Annotated in this window: 18 protein-coding genes and 1 tRNA gene; 16 read left to right on the forward strand and 3 right to left on the reverse strand. The window is 67.3% G+C overall.

All coding sequences use genetic code 11. The annotated features are described in order from the left end of the window. Window positions 1-22: 22 nt before the first annotated feature. The 14 genes from GO308_RS03155 (at window position 23) to mmsB (ending at window position 11,993) form a co-directional block, all read left to right on the forward strand. Window positions 23-1,087: an ABC transporter substrate-binding protein gene (locus GO308_RS03155; protein ID WP_240883780.1), complete on the forward strand. Its 1,065-nt coding sequence runs from the start codon at window positions 23-25 to the stop codon at window positions 1,085-1,087. After that, window positions 1,084-1,653, forward strand: a complete 570-nt coding sequence (locus GO308_RS03160; RefSeq protein ID WP_240883781.1) for a type II secretion system protein GspJ — start codon at window positions 1,084-1,086, stop codon at window positions 1,651-1,653. Before GO308_RS03155 ends, GO308_RS03160 begins: the two co-directional genes overlap by 4 nt. Further along, entirely contained in the window at window positions 1,650-2,534 is an 885-nt protein-coding gene (locus GO308_RS03165; RefSeq protein WP_066673726.1) for a type II secretion system protein GspK, read from the forward strand. Before GO308_RS03160 ends, GO308_RS03165 begins: the two co-directional genes overlap by 4 nt. Further along, on the forward strand, window positions 2,531-3,298 hold the full coding sequence (locus tag GO308_RS03170) for a tryptophan 2,3-dioxygenase (protein WP_240883782.1): 768 nt from the start codon (window positions 2,531-2,533) through the stop codon (window positions 3,296-3,298). The genes GO308_RS03165 and GO308_RS03170 overlap by 4 nt, the downstream gene beginning before the upstream one ends. Further along, window positions 3,295-4,437, forward strand: coding sequence for a class V aminotransferase (locus tag GO308_RS03175; protein WP_240883783.1), 1,143 nt, complete (start codon window positions 3,295-3,297; stop codon window positions 4,435-4,437). Before GO308_RS03170 ends, GO308_RS03175 begins: the two co-directional genes overlap by 4 nt. Window positions 4,438-4,527: 90 nt before the next feature. After that, the gene (locus GO308_RS03180) at window positions 4,528-6,024 is read left to right on the forward strand and encodes a CoA-acylating methylmalonate-semialdehyde dehydrogenase (protein WP_240883784.1); all 1,497 of its coding nucleotides are present in this window, start codon (window positions 4,528-4,530) and stop codon (window positions 6,022-6,024) included. Further along, a complete protein-coding gene (locus GO308_RS03185) occupies window positions 6,021-6,962 on the forward strand; it encodes a polysaccharide deacetylase family protein (protein WP_240883785.1) in 942 nt (313 codons plus the stop codon). Before GO308_RS03180 ends, GO308_RS03185 begins: the two co-directional genes overlap by 4 nt. Beyond that, on the forward strand, window positions 6,959-7,345 hold the full coding sequence (locus GO308_RS03190; RefSeq protein ID WP_240883786.1) for a hypothetical protein: 387 nt from the start codon (window positions 6,959-6,961) through the stop codon (window positions 7,343-7,345). The genes GO308_RS03185 and GO308_RS03190 overlap by 4 nt, the downstream gene beginning before the upstream one ends. 8 nt (window positions 7,346-7,353) lie before the next feature. Then, entirely contained in the window at window positions 7,354-8,496 is a 1,143-nt protein-coding gene (locus GO308_RS03195) for an acyl-CoA dehydrogenase family protein (protein ID WP_240883787.1), read from the forward strand. Further along, window positions 8,493-8,894: a VOC family protein gene (locus tag GO308_RS03200; protein ID WP_240883788.1), complete on the forward strand. Its 402-nt coding sequence runs from the start codon at window positions 8,493-8,495 to the stop codon at window positions 8,892-8,894. Before GO308_RS03195 ends, GO308_RS03200 begins: the two co-directional genes overlap by 4 nt. After that, entirely contained in the window at window positions 8,891-9,934 is a 1,044-nt protein-coding gene (locus tag GO308_RS03205) for an enoyl-CoA hydratase/isomerase family protein (RefSeq protein WP_240883789.1), read from the forward strand. Before GO308_RS03200 ends, GO308_RS03205 begins: the two co-directional genes overlap by 4 nt. A gap of 133 nt (window positions 9,935-10,067) precedes the next feature. Then, window positions 10,068-10,844, forward strand: coding sequence for an enoyl-CoA hydratase (locus tag GO308_RS03210; RefSeq protein ID WP_240883790.1), 777 nt, complete (start codon window positions 10,068-10,070; stop codon window positions 10,842-10,844). Between the two features lie 4 nt (window positions 10,845-10,848). Then, entirely contained in the window at window positions 10,849-11,109 is a 261-nt protein-coding gene (locus GO308_RS03215; protein ID WP_066482401.1) for a hypothetical protein, read from the forward strand. After that, entirely contained in the window at window positions 11,109-11,993 is an 885-nt protein-coding gene (gene mmsB / locus GO308_RS03220) for a 3-hydroxyisobutyrate dehydrogenase (RefSeq protein ID WP_240883791.1), read from the forward strand. Before GO308_RS03215 ends, mmsB begins: the two co-directional genes overlap by 1 nt. A 140-nt stretch (window positions 11,994-12,133) precedes the next feature. On the opposite strand, the gene lepA is transcribed toward mmsB, so the two are convergent. Continuing rightward, window positions 12,134-13,930, reverse strand: a complete 1,797-nt coding sequence (gene lepA, locus GO308_RS03225; protein WP_066482394.1) for a translation elongation factor 4 — start codon at window positions 13,928-13,930, stop codon at window positions 12,134-12,136. 218 nt (window positions 13,931-14,148) lie between these two features. On the opposite strand from lepA, the gene GO308_RS03230 reads away from it, so the two are divergent. After that, window positions 14,149-14,967, forward strand: a complete 819-nt coding sequence (locus GO308_RS03230) for a CsgG/HfaB family protein (RefSeq protein ID WP_066482781.1) — start codon at window positions 14,149-14,151, stop codon at window positions 14,965-14,967. Window positions 14,968-15,060: 93 nt separating this feature from the next. Then, window positions 15,061-15,137 (forward strand) — tRNA-Pro (locus GO308_RS03235). Between the two features lie 109 nt (window positions 15,138-15,246). On the opposite strand, the gene GO308_RS03240 is transcribed toward GO308_RS03235, so the two are convergent. Next, window positions 15,247-15,969, reverse strand: coding sequence for a hypothetical protein (locus tag GO308_RS03240; RefSeq protein WP_240883792.1), 723 nt, complete (start codon window positions 15,967-15,969; stop codon window positions 15,247-15,249). A 62-nt stretch (window positions 15,970-16,031) separates the two neighbouring features. Beyond that, the gene (locus tag GO308_RS03245) at window positions 16,032-18,173 is read right to left on the reverse strand and encodes a carbohydrate-binding protein (protein ID WP_240883793.1); all 2,142 of its coding nucleotides are present in this window, start codon (window positions 18,171-18,173) and stop codon (window positions 16,032-16,034) included. Window positions 18,174-18,323 lie beyond the last annotated feature (150 nt).

Here is an 18,323-nt window from a genome sequence, read left to right on the forward strand (position 1 = left end):
TTTGCCGACTCCGGAGCCGGTGATGAACCGTCGTGAAACGCTGAAGCTGCTGCAAACCGGCCTGGTGCTGTCGTCGGCTGCACTGTCGTCCACTCCCTTGCTCGCGCACGCCGCGACTGCACCCGCCGCCAAGCCGAAGCCCGACAAGCGGCCGGTCGCGCTGCTGCTGCCGCTCACCGGTCCGCGCGCGGCGCTGGGCCTTAGCATGGCGCAGGCGGCCTCGCTCGTCGAAAATGCGCCCGGCGCGCTTGTCCAGTTCGACACCGGCGGCAACGCGGCCGGCGCGGCGCAGGCGGCACAGGCGGCGCTGCGCCGCAAATGCGCGATGATCCTGGGTCCGCTGCTGTCGGAGGAGGCGGGCGCGGTCGCCACGGCGGCGGGCGGGCGCGTGCCCGTGCTCGCCTTTACCAACGATCGGGCGGTGCAGGCGCCGGGCGCGCATGTGTTCGGGATCACTGCCAGCCAGGCAACGACCGCGATGCTGCGTTACGCGCGCTCGCGCGGCGTGCGCGACGTGCTGGTTCTGGGCGATGGCGGGGCGTGGTCTGCGGCATCAGCGGCCGCCGCCATCTCGGTGCAGGCCGAACTCGGCATGACGGTCCGAGCGGCCGATGTGATTGCCGGCCAGCCCGCGCCTAACCTCGGCGACGCGCCCGATGCGGTCCTGGTGCCCGGCGGCGGCGAAGCCGCGCTGGCGGCGGCGCGCAACCTGCGCAGCACCGGCGTCCAGTTACTGGTGACCGTGCAGGCGCTGGATTATCAGCCGGCGGCGATCGCTGCGCTCGAGGGGGCGTGGATGGCCAGCCCCGATCCCGATCGTTTCGACAGCTTTGCCAGCCGGTTCGAGGCGCGTCACGGCGGCAGCCCGGGCGCGATCGCGGCGCTCGCCTATGACGCGGCGACGATCGTCAGCGGGTTGCGCGCCCAGGACCTGCTCAGCCGGGACGGGCTGCTCAATCCGCGCGGCTTCGAATGCGTGACGGGGCCGGTCCGCTTTCGCACCGACGGCAGCTGCGCGCGCCAGTTCGCGATCCTGGCCGCCACCAACGGCGTGTATGAAAAGGTCGCCGTCGCGCAGGGCACATGAGCGAGCGTCCGACCACGCATAAGCTTCCCGAACATGCCAGCGCCGGCTTTACGCTGATCGAGCTGGTCATCTCGCTTGGCCTGTTCGCGCTGATCGCGGTGGCGGGCATCGCCATGGTCGACGGCATCCTGGGCGTCCAGCGCCGCACCGAAGCGCGGCTCGATCGCATGGCGCAGGTCAATCGCGCGATGTTCGCCGTGGCGAGCGACCTGGATCAGGTGACCAACGGCCCGATTGCCGGCGATGCCGCGGCGGTTTCGTTCATGCGCGTCGCACCCGGTCAGGGTGGGCCGCCATTGCCCATTCGCTATCAAAGCGCGGCCGGCGGGCTGTTCCGCGTGGTCGCCGGCCGGCCGCAATTGGTGCTTCCCGGGATCGCCGCGGCGCGGTGGCGTTATCTCGATCAGGATTGGCGCACGGCATGGCCACCCGATCCCGACAGTGCCGAACGCTGGCCGCGCGCGATCGAGATGGAGGTGACGCTTGCCCCGGGCAGCGGGCCACAGGGCCTGCTGCGCCGGATCGTCGCGCTGCCGGCGCGACCACGCGTCGGGGGCGAACAATGACGCATGGGAGCCGCCCGCCCGGCGAGCAGGGCATGATCCTGGTCAACGTCCTGCTGTTCGTCGCCATCGCGGCGGGGCTGGTGCTGTTGATGATCAACCGCGAGGAGCTTGCACTGGATCAGGGGCTGCGCGGGCGCGAAGCGGCGCGCGCGGCGGCGATCGCGCGCGGCGGCGAATTGTCGGCGCTCGCCGCGCTGCGCCGTGACATGGCGGACGCCGCCGACGTCGATTATCGCGGCGAACCCTGGGGTGCCGTCGCGCAGCAGCGCGTCGAGATCGACGGCGGCAGTTTCGAGCTTGCCATCGCCGACGCGCAGGACCGGTTCAACATCAACAATGTGCTGAGCGGCGATGCGGGTGCGGTGACGATGTTCGAGAATATCGGCACCTATGCCGGCCTGTCGCGCGACGAGATCATCCAGGCGATCGGGTTTGTCCGCCAATATGGCCCGGTCAGCGATCTGCGCCCGCTGCGGCTGGCGGGGGTGGCCCCGGATGTCGCGGCACGGCTGGAGCGGCTGGTGACCGCCCTGCCGGGCGACACGGCGATCAACCTGAATGCCGCCACGCCGGAAATGCTGCGCTATCTGTTTCCCGACAATGCGGCGGCCGAACGGCTGCTGGCGATCCGTGCACGCAACGGCCAGCTGGTGCTGAGCGATTTCGCCGATGCCCAGCTCTCGCCGCCCGCCGGCACGCGCTTTTCCTCCGACACATTCTGGGTATGGACGCGGGCGACGATCGGCGACACCCGCCAGCAGCTGGCGACGCTGATCCAGCGGCGGCGGGGTGCCGATGGCGATGAGGTCGTTCCCGTCGCGCGCTGGCGCAACGCGGCGGTCCCCGCCGCTGCGCCGCGATCGGAGCGCGACGCCGGATGACCGAACCCCCGATGACCTATGATCGCTATCTTGCGCTCGACCAGATCCTGACCGCGCAGCATGCGATTTCCGATCGTCATGACGAGCTGCTGTTCATCATCATCCATCAGACCAAGGAACTGTGGCTGAAGCAGGCGATCGCGGAGCTGACGCTGACGCTCGACCTGATCCGCGGGGATCGGCTGGTCGAAGCCTATAAGAGCCTGGCGCGGGTCTCGCGCATCCAGTCGGTGATGACGCTGTCCTGGGATGTGCTGGCGACCATGACCCCGTCCGATTACACGCGCTTTCGCCATGTGCTGGGCACCAGCTCGGGCTTCCAGTCCGACCAGTTCCGCGCCGTCGAAGTGATGCTGGGGATCCGCGAGGGCGCGCGCCACGGGCCGCTGACCGCCGCCGCCGCTGCCCGGCCGAGCGTGTGGGACGAGGCGAACGCCGCGCTCGCCCGCGCCGGGTTTGCGCTTCCCGACACCGCGCTGGCGCGCGACTGGACGCAGCCCTATGTCCCCGATCCCCAGGTCGAGGCGGCGTGGGCGCAGGTGTATCGCGAGACCGAACGCTGGTGGGGGCTTTATCAGCTCGCGGAAAAGCTGGTCGACCTGGATGATGCGCTGGCGGCGTGGCGGCACAAGCATGTCCTGACGGTCAGCCGCATCATCGGTGGCAAGCGCGGTACCGGCGGGACCGCCGGCGTCCCCTATCTCGAATCGACGCTGCGCAAGCGTGCCTTTCCCGAACTCTGGTCGCTGCGGACACTGTTGTGACCGCCAGTTACAAGCATCTGTTCCAGCGCGCGATCGCCGCCGATCCCGAACGGCTGCACTTCGCCGCGCACAGCCACCATCTATGGCCCGACGCGAGCTATGTCGGCCAGCTCGCCGCCTGGACCGATGCTGCGCGGCTCGCCGATCGCAAATGGGACCGCGTGCTGGACGAACTGTGGCCGGCGGCACAGGCGCACGTCGCGGCCGAGCTCAATCTGCCCGACCCCGCGACCGTCGTGTTCGCGGGCAACACGCACGATTTCCTCGTCCGCCTGATCCTGAGCGTCCCCCATCGTCCGGTGCGCATCCTGACCAGCGACGGCGAGTTCCACAGCTTTCGCCGCCAGGCATTGCGCTGGGAGGAATCGGGGGAGGCGATCGTGGCGCGCGTGCCCGCGGGTGAAGGGACGGACGGGATCGTCGCGCGTACCGGCGCTTTCGCGCCTGACATCATTCTGGTCAGCCAGGTGATGTTCGGCACTGGCCGGCTGGCCGGCGATCTTGCGCCGGTGGCGGCGCTGGCGCGGCCCGATGGGCCATGGGTGGTCGTCGACGGCTATCACGGCTTCATGGCGGTCGAAACCGACCTGGCCCCCCTTGCCGACAGGGTCTTCTACCTCGCCGGTGGCTATAAATATGCGATGGCAGGGGAGGGTGTGGCGATCATGCATGCGCCGCCGGGCCACGTGCCGCGCCCGGGGATCACCGGCTGGTATGCCGAGTTCGAGGATCTGGCCGCACCGCCGGGCCGGATCGGCTTTGCCCCCGACGCGCGGCGGTTCATGGGGGCGACCTTCGATCCGTCGGGTCTATACCGCTTCGTCGCGGTGCGCGACATGCTGGCGGATGAGGGGCTGGATACGCGCGCGATCACCGCGCATGCAACGATGCTGCGCGATCAGCTTCGTGGCGGGTTGCCCGCGACCGCGTTCGGCGAGGCCGAATGGCTCAACCCGCCCGGGACCGGGACGGAACGCTTCATGGCGCTGCGCCATCCCGACGCGCCACGCTGGCAGGCGGCGCTGCTGGCAGATGGCGTCATCACCGACGTGCGCGGCGACGTGCTGCGGATCGGCTTTGGCCTGTACCAGACCGCACGCGATGTGGAGCAATTTGCCGCGATTTTGCGGAAGTTGTGAGCGCGCAAGGCTTGTAATGCCGCCCCCGCTGGGCAAAAGCCCGAGCTAAGAGCCGTAACGGCCGAACGCGAAAGCCCGCTGGAGAGTTTGATGCATGTGATCGACCATTTCGTCGTCAGCCAGCCCGGCGGCGCGGCGACTCGCCGTGGCGAGGTATTCGACCCAAATTCGGGCGCGGTGCAGGCGCATGTCGTGCTGGGCGATCAGGCGGTGCTCGACGCCGCGGTCGCCGCCGCACAGGCGGCGCAGCCCGGCTGGGCGGCGACCAACCCGCAGCGCCGGGCGCGCGTCATGTTCCGCTTCAAGGAACTGGTCGAGGCGAACATGGACGCGCTCGCCCACATGCTGTCCTCCGAACATGGCAAGGTGATCGCGGATGCGAGGGGCGACATCCAGCGTGGGCTGGAGGTCATCGAATTCGCCTGCGGCATCCCCCACGTTCTGAAGGGCGAATATACCCAGGGTGCCGGGCCGGGCATCGACGTCTATTCGATGCGCCAGCCGCTGGGCATCGGTGCCGGCATCACCCCGTTCAATTTTCCGGCGATGATCCCGATGTGGATGTTCGGTGTCGCGATCGCGTGCGGCAACGCCTTCATCCTCAAGCCGTCGGAACGCGACCCCAGCGTGCCGGTGCGCCTCGCCGAACTCATGCGCGAGGCCGGGCTGCCCGAGGGCGTGCTTCAGGTCGTGCATGGCGACAAGGAGATGGTCGACGCGATTCTCGACCACCCGGCGATCGGCGCGGTCAGCTTCGTGGGATCGTCGGACATCGCGCATTATGTGTATCGGCGCGGCGTCGCAGCGGGCAAACGCGTGCAGGCGATGGGTGGCGCGAAGAACCACGGCATCGTCATGCCCGATGCCGACCTTGACCAGGTCGTCGCCGATCTCGCCGGTGCGGCATTCGGCAGCGCGGGCGAACGCTGCATGGCGCTGCCGGTGGTAGTGCCGGTGGGCGCGCAGACGGCCGACCGGCTCCGCGAAAAGCTGATTCCGGCAATTCATGCGCTGCGGGTGGGCGTGTCGACCGATGCGGAGGCGCATTACGGCCCGGTGGTAAATGCTGCGCACAAAAAACGCGTCGAGGACTGGATCCAGACCGGCTTCGACGAGGGCGCGGAGCTGGTGATCGACGGCCGCGGCTTCACGCTGCAGGGGCACGAGCAGGGCTTCTTCATCGGTCCCAGCCTGTTCGACCGGGTGACCCCGGACATGGCGAGCTATCGCGAGGAAATCTTCGGTCCCGTGCTCCAGATCGTCCGGGCGGCCGATTTCGAGGAAGCGGTGCGGCTGCCCAGCGCCCACCAATATGGCAACGGCGTCGCGATCTTCACCCGCAACGGCCATGCTGCACGCGAATTCGCCGCTCGGGTGAATGTCGGCATGGTCGGCATCAACGTGCCGATCCCGGTGCCGGTCGCCTATCATACGTTCGGCGGGTGGAAGCGCAGCGCGTTCGGCGACACCAACCAGCACGGGATGGAGGGTGTCCGCTTCTGGACCAAGGTGAAGACGGTGACGCAACGCTGGCCCGACGGCGCGCCCGACGGCAGCAACGCGTTCGTGATCCCGACGATGGGATGATCGTGCGCCGGGTCATCCTGCTGCTGATCGCGCTTTTCGCGTGCGGTGCGCCTGTGCAGGCGCAGGACAAACGTATCGCGCTGACCTTTGACGATGTGCCGCGCCCGCCCGGCGCCTTCCTGACCCCCGACCAGCGAACCAGGCGTCTGATCGCCGCGCTCAAGGCGGCGGGCGTGCGGCAGGCGGCGTTTTTCGTCATCCCGGGCAATGTCGGCAAGCCCGATCGCGGCAACGGCGAGCGCCACATCGCCGCCTATGTTGCCGCAGGCCATGTCATCGCGGACCACAGCTTTGCGCATCCGGCGCTGCGTGCGACGCGCGCGGACGCGTATCTCACCGGCATCGACCGTTCGCAGGCGTGGCTGAAGGGGCGACCCGGCTATCGTCCCTGGTTCCGCTTTCCCTATCTGGACGAAGGCGGCAAGGACAAGGCGAAGCGGGACGCGGTGCGTGCGGGCCTGGCGGCGCGCGGCCTGCTCAATGCCTATGTCACCACCGATGGCTCGGACTGGAATTTCGAGATGCTGGCGGTGCAGGCCAAGGCAGCCGGCAAGCGGATCGACCGCGCCGCGCTACGCGACCTCTATGTCGAGACCCTGGTCGGCGCGGCGGAATATTATGACGGTCTCGCTCGCCAGACCCTCGGCCGCTCCCCCGCGCACGTCATGCTGATGCACGAAACCGACCTTGCGGCGCTCTGGCTGCCCGATCTTGTCAGGGCGTTGCGCGCAAAGGGCTGGACAATCGTCACCGCCGACGCCGCCTTTGCCGATCCGATCGCTCGCCTCGCGCCCGACACGCCGTCCGCCAACGGGACGCGTACCGAGATGCTGGCGTGGGAAAAGGGGCTTCCCGAACCCCGCTGGTACGACCGCGACGATCCTGAAATCGGTGCCAGGCTGTTCCGTCAGCGTGTGCTGCACGAGGCCGCGCCATGAACAATGCCGAGCATTTCGACATTCGATTCGATCCGCGGGACCCGATCCTGTTCCTCCGTCTGAGCGGATTCTGGACGCTGCCCATCGCGCTGGCGTTCGAAGCCGCGCTGCAGGATGCGGGCCGCGACCTGCGCCTGGCCGAAAAATGTACCGGGACACTGAGCGATTCGCGCGGGTTCCCTGTCCAGTCGGAGGAAGTCGGTGCGGTGCTGGCCCGAATCCGGGTGGCTGGCCCCGGGCGCGAGCCATGGCCGACCGCGATCGTCGTCGGCTCCGCGCTCAACAAGCTCCAGGCCGAACGGGTGATGAAGCGCGACAATGTCCGCGTCTTTCTGGACATGGACGAGGCGCGGGCTTGGCTCCGCGCGCGAACAGCGAAATAGGGATGGGCATGACTCAGTTTGATCTGACCGACGACCAGCGCGAGATCCAGGAGCTCGCGCGTCGCTTCACCGCGGATACCATCACGCCGTTCGCCGCCGAGTGGGACGAGAAGCACATTTTCCCCCGCGACACGATCCGCGCGGCGGCAGAGCTAGGCTTTGCCGCAATCTATGTGTCAGAGGAATCGGGCGGCATCGGGCTGGGCCGGCTGGAGGCGGCGCTGATCATGGAGGCGATGGCCTATGGCTGCCCGTCGACCAGCGCGTTCATCTCGATCCACAACATGGCCGCGTGGATGATCGACCGCTTCGGCAGCGCGACCCTCAAGGCGCGATACCTGCCCAAGCTGGTCGGCATGGAATGGATCGCCAGCTATTGCCTGACCGAGCCGTCATCGGGCTCCGACGCCGCCGCGCTGAAGACAAAGGCGGTGCGCGACGGCGACCATTTCGTGGTTACCGGCACCAAGCAGTTCATCTCCGGCGGCGGCGAGAACGAGCTCTACCTCGTCATGTGCCGCACCGGCGAGGACGGGCCGAAGGGCATCAGTTGCCTGGCGATCGAAAAGGACATGCCGGGTGTCAGCTTCGGCGCGAATGAGCGCAAGCTCGGCTGGCATTCGCAGCCCACCGCCCAGGTGATCCTGGAGGAGGTCCGCGTGCCCGTAGGGAATCTCGTGGGCGGTGAGGGCGAGGGGTTTCGCATCGCGATGATGGGGCTCGACGGCGGGCGGCTCAACATCGGCGCCTGCTCGCTGGGCGGCGCGCAGCGCTGCCTCGATGAAGCGATCGGCTATGTGAAGGACAGGAAGCAGTTCGGCCAGGCGATCGCAGACTTTCAGAACACCCAGTTCATGCTGGCCGACATGGCGACCGAGCTGGAGGCGGCGCGCGCGCTGCTCTATGTCGCGGCCGCGAAGGTGACCGCCAACGCGCCCGACAAGACGCGCTTTGCCGCGATGGCGAAGCGGCTGGCGACCGACACGGGATCGAAGGTGGTCAACGACGCGCTCCAGCTGCATGGCGGCTATGGCTACCTCATGGACTATCCGATCGAACGCTTCTGGCGCGACCTGCGCGTCCATTCGATCCTGGAGGGCACCAACCAGGTGATGCGCATGATCGTCGGCCGCGACCTGTTGCGCCAGTGATCGGCCCCGCATTGTTCATGGTGACCGTGATCGTGCCGGAAATGCGTGACGCGATCGCGCACTATACCGGGCAGTGGGGTTTCTCGCTCGCCGAGGACGGGATGCACGTCTCCGGGCATCGCTGGGTCGAAATCAGCACGCCCGGCGGGATGCGCGTCAGGCTTGCCGAAGCCAGCGATGATGCCGAGCGGGCGGTGATCGGGCGTCAGGCCGCAGGCCGCGTCGCCTTTTTCCTCGAAAGCGGGGACCTTGATTCGGATGTCGAGCGGCTGCGGTCCAACGGGGTCGCCATCCTCGAACCCGAGCGGCACGAGGCATATGGTCGCGTCGTCGTGCTCGCCGACAAATTCGGCAATCGGTGGGACCTGATCCAGCCGAACAGACAAGGTGCGCCATGACTGAAGACGTGCTCACCCAGATCGACGGCAAGGTCGGGCGTATCCGGCTGAACCGGCCCAAAGCCATCCATGCATTGACGACCGAGATGTGCGCCGCGGTCAACGAGGCGCTGGTGGCGTGGCAGGACGACGCGTCGGTCGAGGCCGTGATGATCGATCATGCCGAGGGCCGCGGTTTCTGCGCCGGTGGCGACATTCGGATGATCGCCGCGTCGGGCGCGGGCGACGGCGTGGCGGCGCGCGCGTTCTTCCATGAAGAATATCGCATGAACCACCGGCTGTTCACCTATGCCAAGCCGGTTGTGGCGTTCATGGACGGCATCACCATGGGCGGCGGCGTCGGCATTTCGCAGCCCGCGCGGTTCAAGGTCGCGACCGACAATACCCGGCTCGCCATGCCGGAAACCGGCATCGGCCTGTTCCCCGATGTCGGCGGCGGCTGGTATTTGTCGCGCCTGCCCAAGCGGATCGGCCAGTATCTGGCGCTGACCGGCGCGCGCGTGGACGGCTCCGAATGCCTCGCGCTGGGCCTGGCCACCCATTATCTGTCGGGCGATATCCTGGAGGAGGTAAAGCGCCAGATCGTGCGCGATCCGCAGTCGATCGCCGCGATCCTCGACGAGTTTTCGGTACCGCCCGCCCATGCGCGCATCTTTACGCATGCGAGCGCGATCGACCGGCTCTTTGCGAGCGACCGACTGGAGGAGGTGCTCGCCGCGCTTGAGAGCGACCCGAGCGACTTCGCGGGAGAGACGCTGGCGACGCTGCGGACCAAATCGCCACAGACGATGAAGGTCTCGCTCAAGCTGCTGCTCGACGGCGCGACCATGCCGACGTTCGAAGACGAGATGCGCCAGGAATATGCGGTCGCGACCCGCGTGTGCCAGCGCCACGACTTTATCGAAGGGGTGCGCGCGGTGATTGTCGACAAGGACAATGCGCCGCGCTGGCAGCCGGCAAGTGCCGACGAGGTCAGTGACCACCTGATCGACCAGATCTTCGCGCCGCTGCCCGACCATGAGGAATGGGCGCCGGGTTGAGCGCGAAGAGCACCCTGCCTTCCGTTCGTTTCGAGCGAAGTCGAGAAACGTCCTTCGGTTCGGCCCGGCTCGCGTTTCTCGACTTCGCTCGAACCGAACGGCTATTGTGAAGCTGCATTGTGCGGAGATTTGAATGCCTTACGAAACCCTTCTGACCGAAACGCCCGCCCCCGGCGTGCTGCTGGTCACGCTCAACCGGCCCCAGGCGCTGAACGCGCTCAACAGCCAGGTGCTGGCAGAGCTGCTCGACGTCATGCGGGCCTTCGATGCCGACCCGGCGCTCGGCTGCGCGGTGCTGACCGGTTCGGCCAAGGCGTTCGCCGCGGGCGCGGACATCAAGGAGATGCAGACCCGGGGCTTCGCCGACATGTACGGCCATGACTTTTTCGCGGGCTGGGACCAGTTCACCCGCACGCGCAAGCCGATCATCGCCGCGGTCGCGGGCTATGCGCTGGGCGGCGGGTGCGAGGTGGCGATGATGTGCGACTTCATCCTGGCCGCCGACACCGCGAAGTTCGGCCAGCCCGAGATCAAGCTGGGCGTCTCGCCCGGCATGGGCGGGTCGCAGCGCCTGGCGCGTGCGGTCGGCAAGGCAAAGGCGATGGAAATGTGCCTGACCGGCCGGATGATGGACGCCGCCGAAGCCGAACGCGCCGGACTGGTGAGCCGCGTGATCGCTGCCGACGATCTGGTCGCTGAGGCGGTGAAGACCGCCGCCACCATTGCCGCGATGCCGCCGCTGGCGGCCAAGGCGAACAAGGAAATGGTCAATGCTGCGTTCGAGACCGGGCTGGCCCAGGGTGTCGCGTTCGAGCGCCGGCTGTTCTTCGGGCTGTTCGGCACCGAGGACCAGAAGGAAGGCATGACCGCGTTCGTCGAGAAGCGGCCGGGGAATTGGACGGGGCGTTGAGCAGTTGGGTGCCGTTGCCGGACTGCTGATCGCGATTGCGGTGATCGCGGCGTGCCTTGCGCGATGGACCAGGGTCCATCCGCTGCTGATCGCGGCGCTGGGCGGTGTGCCCGGTGGGCTAGTTGGCCTGTTGCTGCCCGGGGAGGTGCCACACAGCATGGATTGGGCATTTGCCGGCATCGTCTATACGGTAACTGCCGTTCCTGCGGCGCTGGGCGCGTTTGCTGGATGGCTGCGACGGAAAACCCGTGAGAGGAATGACTGATGGCACGTATCGCGTTCATCGGGCTGGGCAACATGGGCGGCGGCATGGCCGCGAACCTGGCCAAGGCGGGGCATGACGTCCGCGCCTTCGACCTCTCCGCCGACGCACTCGCGCGCGCGAAGGACGCGGGCTGCCTGCCCGCCGACAGTGCCGATGCAGCGTGTGCGGACGCCGAGGTGGTCGTCACCATGCTGCCCGCCGGCCGCCATGTCGAACAGGTCTATCGCGTTCATGTCTTCGGCGCGGCCGATACCGGCGCGCTGCTGATCGATTGTTCGACGATCGACGTCGATACCGCGCGCCGGGTCGCCGAGGCGGCGGCGGGCAAGGGGTTGACCGCGGTCGACGCGCCCGTGTCCGGCGGCATCGCGGCGGCGCAGGCCGGCACGCTCACCTTCATGGTCGGCGGCCTCGACGAAGCCTTTGCGCGTGCCGAGCCGATCCTGGCCGACATGGGCAAGGCGGTGATCCACGCCGGCGGCAATGGTGCGGGGCAGGCGGCAAAGATCTGCAACAACATGCTGCTCGGCGCGACGATGGTCGCGACCTGCGAGGCTTTCGGGCTGGCGGAAAAGCTCGGCCTCGATCTCCAGCGCTTCTACGACATCAGCTCGGTCTCGTCGGGCCAGAGCTGGTCGATGACGAGCTATTGCCCGATGCCGGGCGTCGGGCCGGAAACGCCGGCTGATCGCGACTATCAGGGCGGATTCGCCGCCGCGCTGATGCTGAAGGATTTGCGGCTTGCGATGGAGGCGGCCGCGTCATCGGGTGCCGATACGCCGATGGGCGCGCGCGCCGCCGAGCTCTATCAGCAGTTGGTCGATTCCGGGCAGGGCGGCCGCGACTTCTCCGCAATGGCGCTGATGCTGGCGGGGAAGATTTAGGACGGTCGGTCGGCGTGTGATGCCAGCCTTCGCTGGCATGACGGTCAAATCGGGTTCGTCGCCCCGGCGCAGGCTGGGGCCTCGTGCCGTAGTGCGGAACGCCTAAGATGCCCGTTTTCGCCGGCTTGGCGACCGTCAGGTTACTTGTCGTCCCCCATGCGCAGCGCAGCGATGAAGGCTTCCTGCGGGATCTGCACGGAGCCATATTCGCGCATCCGCTTCTTGCCTTCCTTCTGCTTTTCCAGAAGCTTGCGTTTGCGCGTCGCGTCGCCGCCATAGCATTTGGCGGTCACATCTTTGCGCAGCGCCGCGATCGTCTCGCGCGCGATCACCTTGCCGCCGATCGCGGCCTGGATCGGGATCTTGAACAGGTGGCGGGGGATCAGGTCCTTCAGCCGCTCGCACATGTGGCGGCCGCGCGCTTCCGCTGCGTCGCGGTGCACGATCATGCTGAGCGCGTCGACGGGCTCGTTGTTGACCAGGATGTTCATCTTGACCAGATCGCCGGGCCGATGGCCGATCTGTTCATAGTCGAACGACGCATAGCCGCGGCTGATCGACTTCAGCCGGTCATAGAAATCGAACACCACTTCGTTGAGCGGCAACTCGTAGGTCATCTGCGCGCGCCCGCCGACATAGGTCAGGTTCTTCTGGATGCCGCGCCGGTCCTGGCACAGCTTGAGCACGCTGCCGAGATATTCGTCGGGGACATAGATGACCGCGTTGATCCACGGTTCGCTGATCTCCTCGATCTTGTTGGGATCGGGCATGTCGGCGGGATTGTGCAGTTCGATCTCGCCGCCGCCATGGGTCAGCTGGATCTTGTAGACGACGCTGGGCGCGGTAGTGATCAGGTCGAGGTCGTATTCGCGCGTCAGCCGCTCCTGGATGATCTCCAGATGCAACAGGCCCAGGAAGCCGCAGCGATAGCCGAAGCCCAGCGCGGCCGACGTCTCCATCTCGAAGGTGAAACTAGCGTCATTGAGACGCAGCTTGGAAATGCTCTCGCGCAATTTCTCGAAGTCGTTGGCATCGACCGGGAACAGGCCACAGAACACCACCGACTGCACTTCCTTGAACCCCGGCAGCGCCTCGGCAGCGGGCTTTTTCGCGTCGGTGATCGTGTCGCCGACCATCGTCTGCGCGACTTCCTTGATCTGCGCGGTGATGAAGCCGATTTCGCCGGGACCGAGGTCGGTCAGCTGCTCGATCTTGGGCCGGAAACAGCCGACCCGGTCGATCAGGTGGGTGGTGCCCGCCTGCATGAACTTGACCTGCTGGCCCTTCTTGAGCGTGCCCGCCATCACCCGGACCAGGATGACGACGCCCAGATAGGGGTCGTACCAGCTGTCGACGAGCATCGCCTTGAGCGGCGCGTCCGGATCGCCCGTCGGCGCCGGGATGCGGTCGACGATCGCGTCCAGGATTTCGTCGATGCCGATGCCCGACTTGGCGCTGGCCAGGATCGCGTTGGAGGCATCCAGGCCGATAATGTCCTCGATCTCCGCCTTGACCTTTTCGGGTTCGGCGGCGGGCAGGTCGATCTTGTTGATGACCGGCACGATTTCGTGGTCATGCTCGATCGACTGATAGACATTCGCCAGCGTCTGCGCCTCGACGCCCTGCGCGGCGTCGACCACCAGCAGCGCGCCTTCGCACGCCGCCAGGCTGCGGCTGACCTCATAGGCGAAGTCGACGTGACCGGGCGTGTCCATCAGGTTGAGGACATGCCCCTTCCATTCCAGGCGCACGGTCTGCGCCTTGATCGTGATGCCGCGTTCCTTCTCGATGTCCATGTTGTCGAGCACCTGCGCACTCATCTCGCGCTCGGTGAGGCCACCGGTGCGTTGAATGAGGCGGTCGGCGAGCGTCGACTTGCCGTGGTCGATATGGGCGATGATCGAAAAGTTGCGGATGCGCGAAATGTCGGTGGCCATGATCGCGGCGCGATAGCACCGAACCGCGCAAAGCCAAATGCCTCCCTTCGGGCCACGGCGACGCGGTTTGTACTTACGTGCGACGGGCGGCTTTGATAATGGACGTGCGTCCGGCTGACGGCGCGTGGGGTTGTGGTGCCCGAACGGACATTCGGTTGGGACGCATGCCGGCAACGGACGGCGCGGCGTCCCGTGAAGTGAAGGGGGAGTTCTTCGAGATGCGCGCTTTGTTCACCACCGCGGCCGCCCTGTCGGTCGCCCTGTCGCCCGTGCTGGCGACCGCTGCGCAGGCACAGACCGCCACGTCGTCTTCGGGCAAGACCAACAAGGACGGCACCACCAAGGGCGCATCGTCCGGCCGCCGCGATCAGGAGCGTGCGACCGCTCAGATCCCGCGCTGCACCAAGAAGCTGGGTGCCGTCGCGATCGTCGAGCCCGACAATCAGTGGTGGCGCGAACTGAGCCTGGGCAGCCCGGAGGCGATTCTGCGCGTCTTCGTCCAGCAATCGGGCTGCTTCACGCTCGTCAATCGCGGCCGCTCGTTCCAGAACCGGGCGATGGAACGCGCGCTCGCCGATCAGGGCGAGCTTCAGGCCGGGTCGAACCTCGGCAAGGGCCAGGTGCGCGCCGCGGACTATTTCCTGCAACCCGACATCGTGTCGTCGAATCGCAATTCGGGCGGCAATGCGCTGGGTGGCCTGGTCGGCGGGTTGCTGGGCGGCGCGGCGGGCGGCCTGATCGGCGGCATCAACATCCGCAAGCGCGAAGCCAATGTCACGCTGTCGGTCGTCAATGCACGGACGACCGAGGAAGAGGCGCTGGTCGAGGGGTACGCCCGCAAGAGCGACCTGAGCTTCGGCGCGGGCGGCGGGCTGTTCACCGGGGCCGGCGTGTTCGGGGCCGGCGGCGGCGGCTATCAGAACACCGAAATCGGCCAGGTGATCGTCCTCGCCTATCTCGACGCCTATACCAAGCTCGTGACCGAGCTCGGTGGCCTGCCGGAAAACGCGTCCGAGGCGGCCCCGCGGGCGCGCTGAACAATTGGTGGCGCATCCCCCCTTGCGGGGCGTGCGCCACCCGCTTATAGCGCGCGCTCTCAACGACCGGTCCCGCCAGGGGCCGGCCCCGGTCGGGGAATAGCTCAGCCTGGTAGAGCACTGCCTTCGGGAGGCAGGGGCCGGAGGTTCGAATCCTCTTTCCCCGACCAATTTTCCAAATCATCGCGGTTGATGCCGGACGCGGACACGGGTCCCGGCCGTTCAGTCATTGGGCGCGCCTTCCACAGGATCGGCGAGCGCGCCGGCTCGCGTGTCTGTTTAGGCGGGCCCGATGCGATAATCTTCGACGGGAATGTCGCGGGGCAGGGCGATCGCGGCGGCGAGCGGCCGGATGGGGCCTTCCAGGTGGATCCCTGCAGAATCATCGAGCACGGCAAGACCCCTGCCGACGATGCCGGCAGGCCAGGTTGCGATCAGCCGCGCCACCGCGTCGCCGCACAGGCTCATGTTCATCCCGGCCGACAGGCGCGCGCCCGCCGCATATTGCGCGCGCGCGAGCTCCGGAAGCCGGGCGACAATCAAGCGGCGATCCGACCCGTCGTCAGGGCGGGGGGGACCCACGGCTTCGAAAAGCGGGGCTCGCACCTGCCACTGTTCGGCCCGGTGATTGTCCAGGCGCGCCGGTTTGAGCGCGGGATTGGCGCTTGTCCGGTCCGCGCCCGCAGCATCGGGGGCAAGCCGACCGAGCAGGAGCAGGCGCGCGCTCCCGGCGGAGGCAATCGACGGCGCCACATAGAGATAGATGTCGCCGTCCGCGACGATCGTGCTGCCTGGCCCGGCATCGGCGGACAGGCTGAAACGATCCGCCTTCTCGAAGTCGAGCCGCACCCCGCCCGCACCCGGAAGGAGGAACCGGGCGCTGAACGCAGCCGGTTGTTCGGACGCTGTGCCGGCGTCGCCCGCGCTGCCGTCCTGCTCTGTTTGTCCGCATGCAGCGATCAGGCTGACCGGCAGCGCCCCGATCAGGGCCGCTGCCGTCAACACCGCCCGGCGGGATAAGTCGGGACGCGCGGCCCCGGGCCAGCCGCTCGTTCCGCGCCCCGTCAATTCGGCGACCTGATGCCGTTGCGGCCACCCGCCGAATGATCGACGTTGGGCACCCGGCTCGCCTGGCCGTCCACCTTGTAGTGGAAACCGACCGTCGGGACGGTCTGGCGGAAGATGATCCCGCGCGACGGATCGGGGGTCAGCGACATGTTCTGGCCCCAGGCATTGGTATAGATCGTGCTGCTCGCCGAATTGGCGAACGCCATCGTCGAGAAGTGCGTGTTGACATGCACCGATCCCCGGAAGCTCGAGCGCGGATCGTCAAAGCCGATGCGCGACGCCGACGACGCAACGGTCTCCTGGCATTGCTGCGACGACGCGACGGGATGGGTCGGATCATAGCACAGGTCGACGATGCGCCCCAGGCGGTTGACAAGGCTGGGATCATAGAAGCGCGACGGGTTGCCGATCGTGTAATAGAATGATCCCCCGGTCAGACCCGTCAGCCAGAATTCGATGAGCCGGTTGCTGGCCAGGCGCTTCTGGTCGTCCGTGCTGCCACGCAGGAAGCACGCCGCGCTCGGAATGGCGCGATGGACGCCGCCGACCGGCTGGTTGGCGGGGCTCGGCGCGATCCCGGGGGACACGCCCAGGCCGCAACCTTCCGCTTCGGGTTCCTTGAACGAGCCGGGAATGCCGAACAGCGTGAAGTAGCGAAGCGCGAATGGCTCCAACCCCTCGCATTGCCCGGCGGTTTGCACCTCATGGGCGCTGTTGGCAAAGGCGTCGGGCGAATGCGTGCCGACATGGAGCGACGTCAGCAGGCTGCACCGCTTGGTCTGTGCCGGGTTGGACGCGTTGTACAGCTGGAAAGCGTTGGCGACGATCACCTTGTAGCCGACATGATCTTCGATGCGCTGCAACGCGGGTGCGTTGGGTTCGTGGTTTTCGCTGACATAGCCAAAGGCGAGGTTTCCGGCGAGATTGAAGACGGCCGAGCCCTTCGGGTCACTGCCGTGCTCATGGCCGAACGTGCAGTAGGCGCCCGTTTCCTTGTTGTAGTCGACCGCCGGGTGCCAGGTGGGATAGGCCTTGCCGTCGTCGCCGCGCACCCAATAGGTGTCGTGCAACCATTTCGGGCAATCACCCGCCTGGCTCGGCGACCATTTGCCGTAGGTGCGCGCCGCCGGAATATCGGACGTGGGCAGCAGCGCCTCGGTCCGCGTGGGCGTGCCCGCCTGCGGTGTTACCGGCGTCGCCGGATTGGCGTCCGCGGTTCGCTGGACCTTCGACAGCGAATCGATCTGCTGGACCGTGCCGCGCGCCCAGAAGCCGAACCAGTTGAACCGGAGCGCGGGATCGCTGCCGGTAAAGCGAAACGCCAGCGTCTTGTCCGCACCGCGCGCGATCGACGGGTCCACCGCGCAGCGAATGGTCCGGTAGGAACCGACGCCGCCGGTCGAGGGGATGGTGCAGACCGGGCCGGCCAGCGGTCCGGTGGCCGAGTTCATCCGGACCTCGACCGCGCTGCTCCCGGCGGGCAGCGAGACGCGCAGCATGACGCCATCGATCCCGTCGCCCAGGTCGAGCCCGGCATAGGTGGCGTTCGCGCCGTTGGCGGCATTGCCCAGTTCCTGCGTCTGCTGCTGGTCGAGGACATAGGTCGGGTCCTCGGTCCTCTCCCAATAATCGCCCCAGACGGTCGTCAGTCCCTCGCGGGACGCAAAGCGGAGCGCGTTGATGCGTTGGGGAACCAGCCAGGGCGCGGTCGCCGTTGCGGGCACGGTCGCGCTGGCGACCGGGGTGGGTTCGGGGGCGGGCTGCACCGTCACGGTGACCCGATCGGTGCTGGTCGCGGTGCGGGTGCCTTTGGTGCGCAGCTCGAACGTCCACACACCGGCCCCGGGGAACGTCACCTTGGTGGTCAACTGTCTGGACGTGTGAATCTGGACCCCGCTTGGCCCTTTGACGACTGCCCAGATGGGCGTCCCGCTCGGCAGTCGCCCGGTCAGGGTCGTCTCGGTCTGCGGCAGGACGATCGTCTGGTCGGGACCCGCATCTGCGCGCGTGACGACGGTGCCGGACAGGGTGCTCGACGGCGTCACCACCATGACTCCCGCAGTCGCCAATGCTGCGCCGCTCAGCACGATGGCCCATGCCGTTGCACCGAATTTCTGGCTACGAACTGCACCGATCATGTACGCCCCCAATCTCTTGCGCCAGGGCGAGCCTTGGCTCACCTGCTCCCGACGGGAAGCGGTGGCGCGGATATGCAACGATAGGGAATTGGCGGCCGAGCCGTACGCAAAAGCGACGTTAATTCCCTATTATCCATGATCTTAGCACAT

The organism is Sphingomonas sp. SFZ2018-12, assembly GCF_022496715.1.
Lineage (GTDB): Bacteria > Pseudomonadota > Alphaproteobacteria > Sphingomonadales > Sphingomonadaceae > Sphingomonas.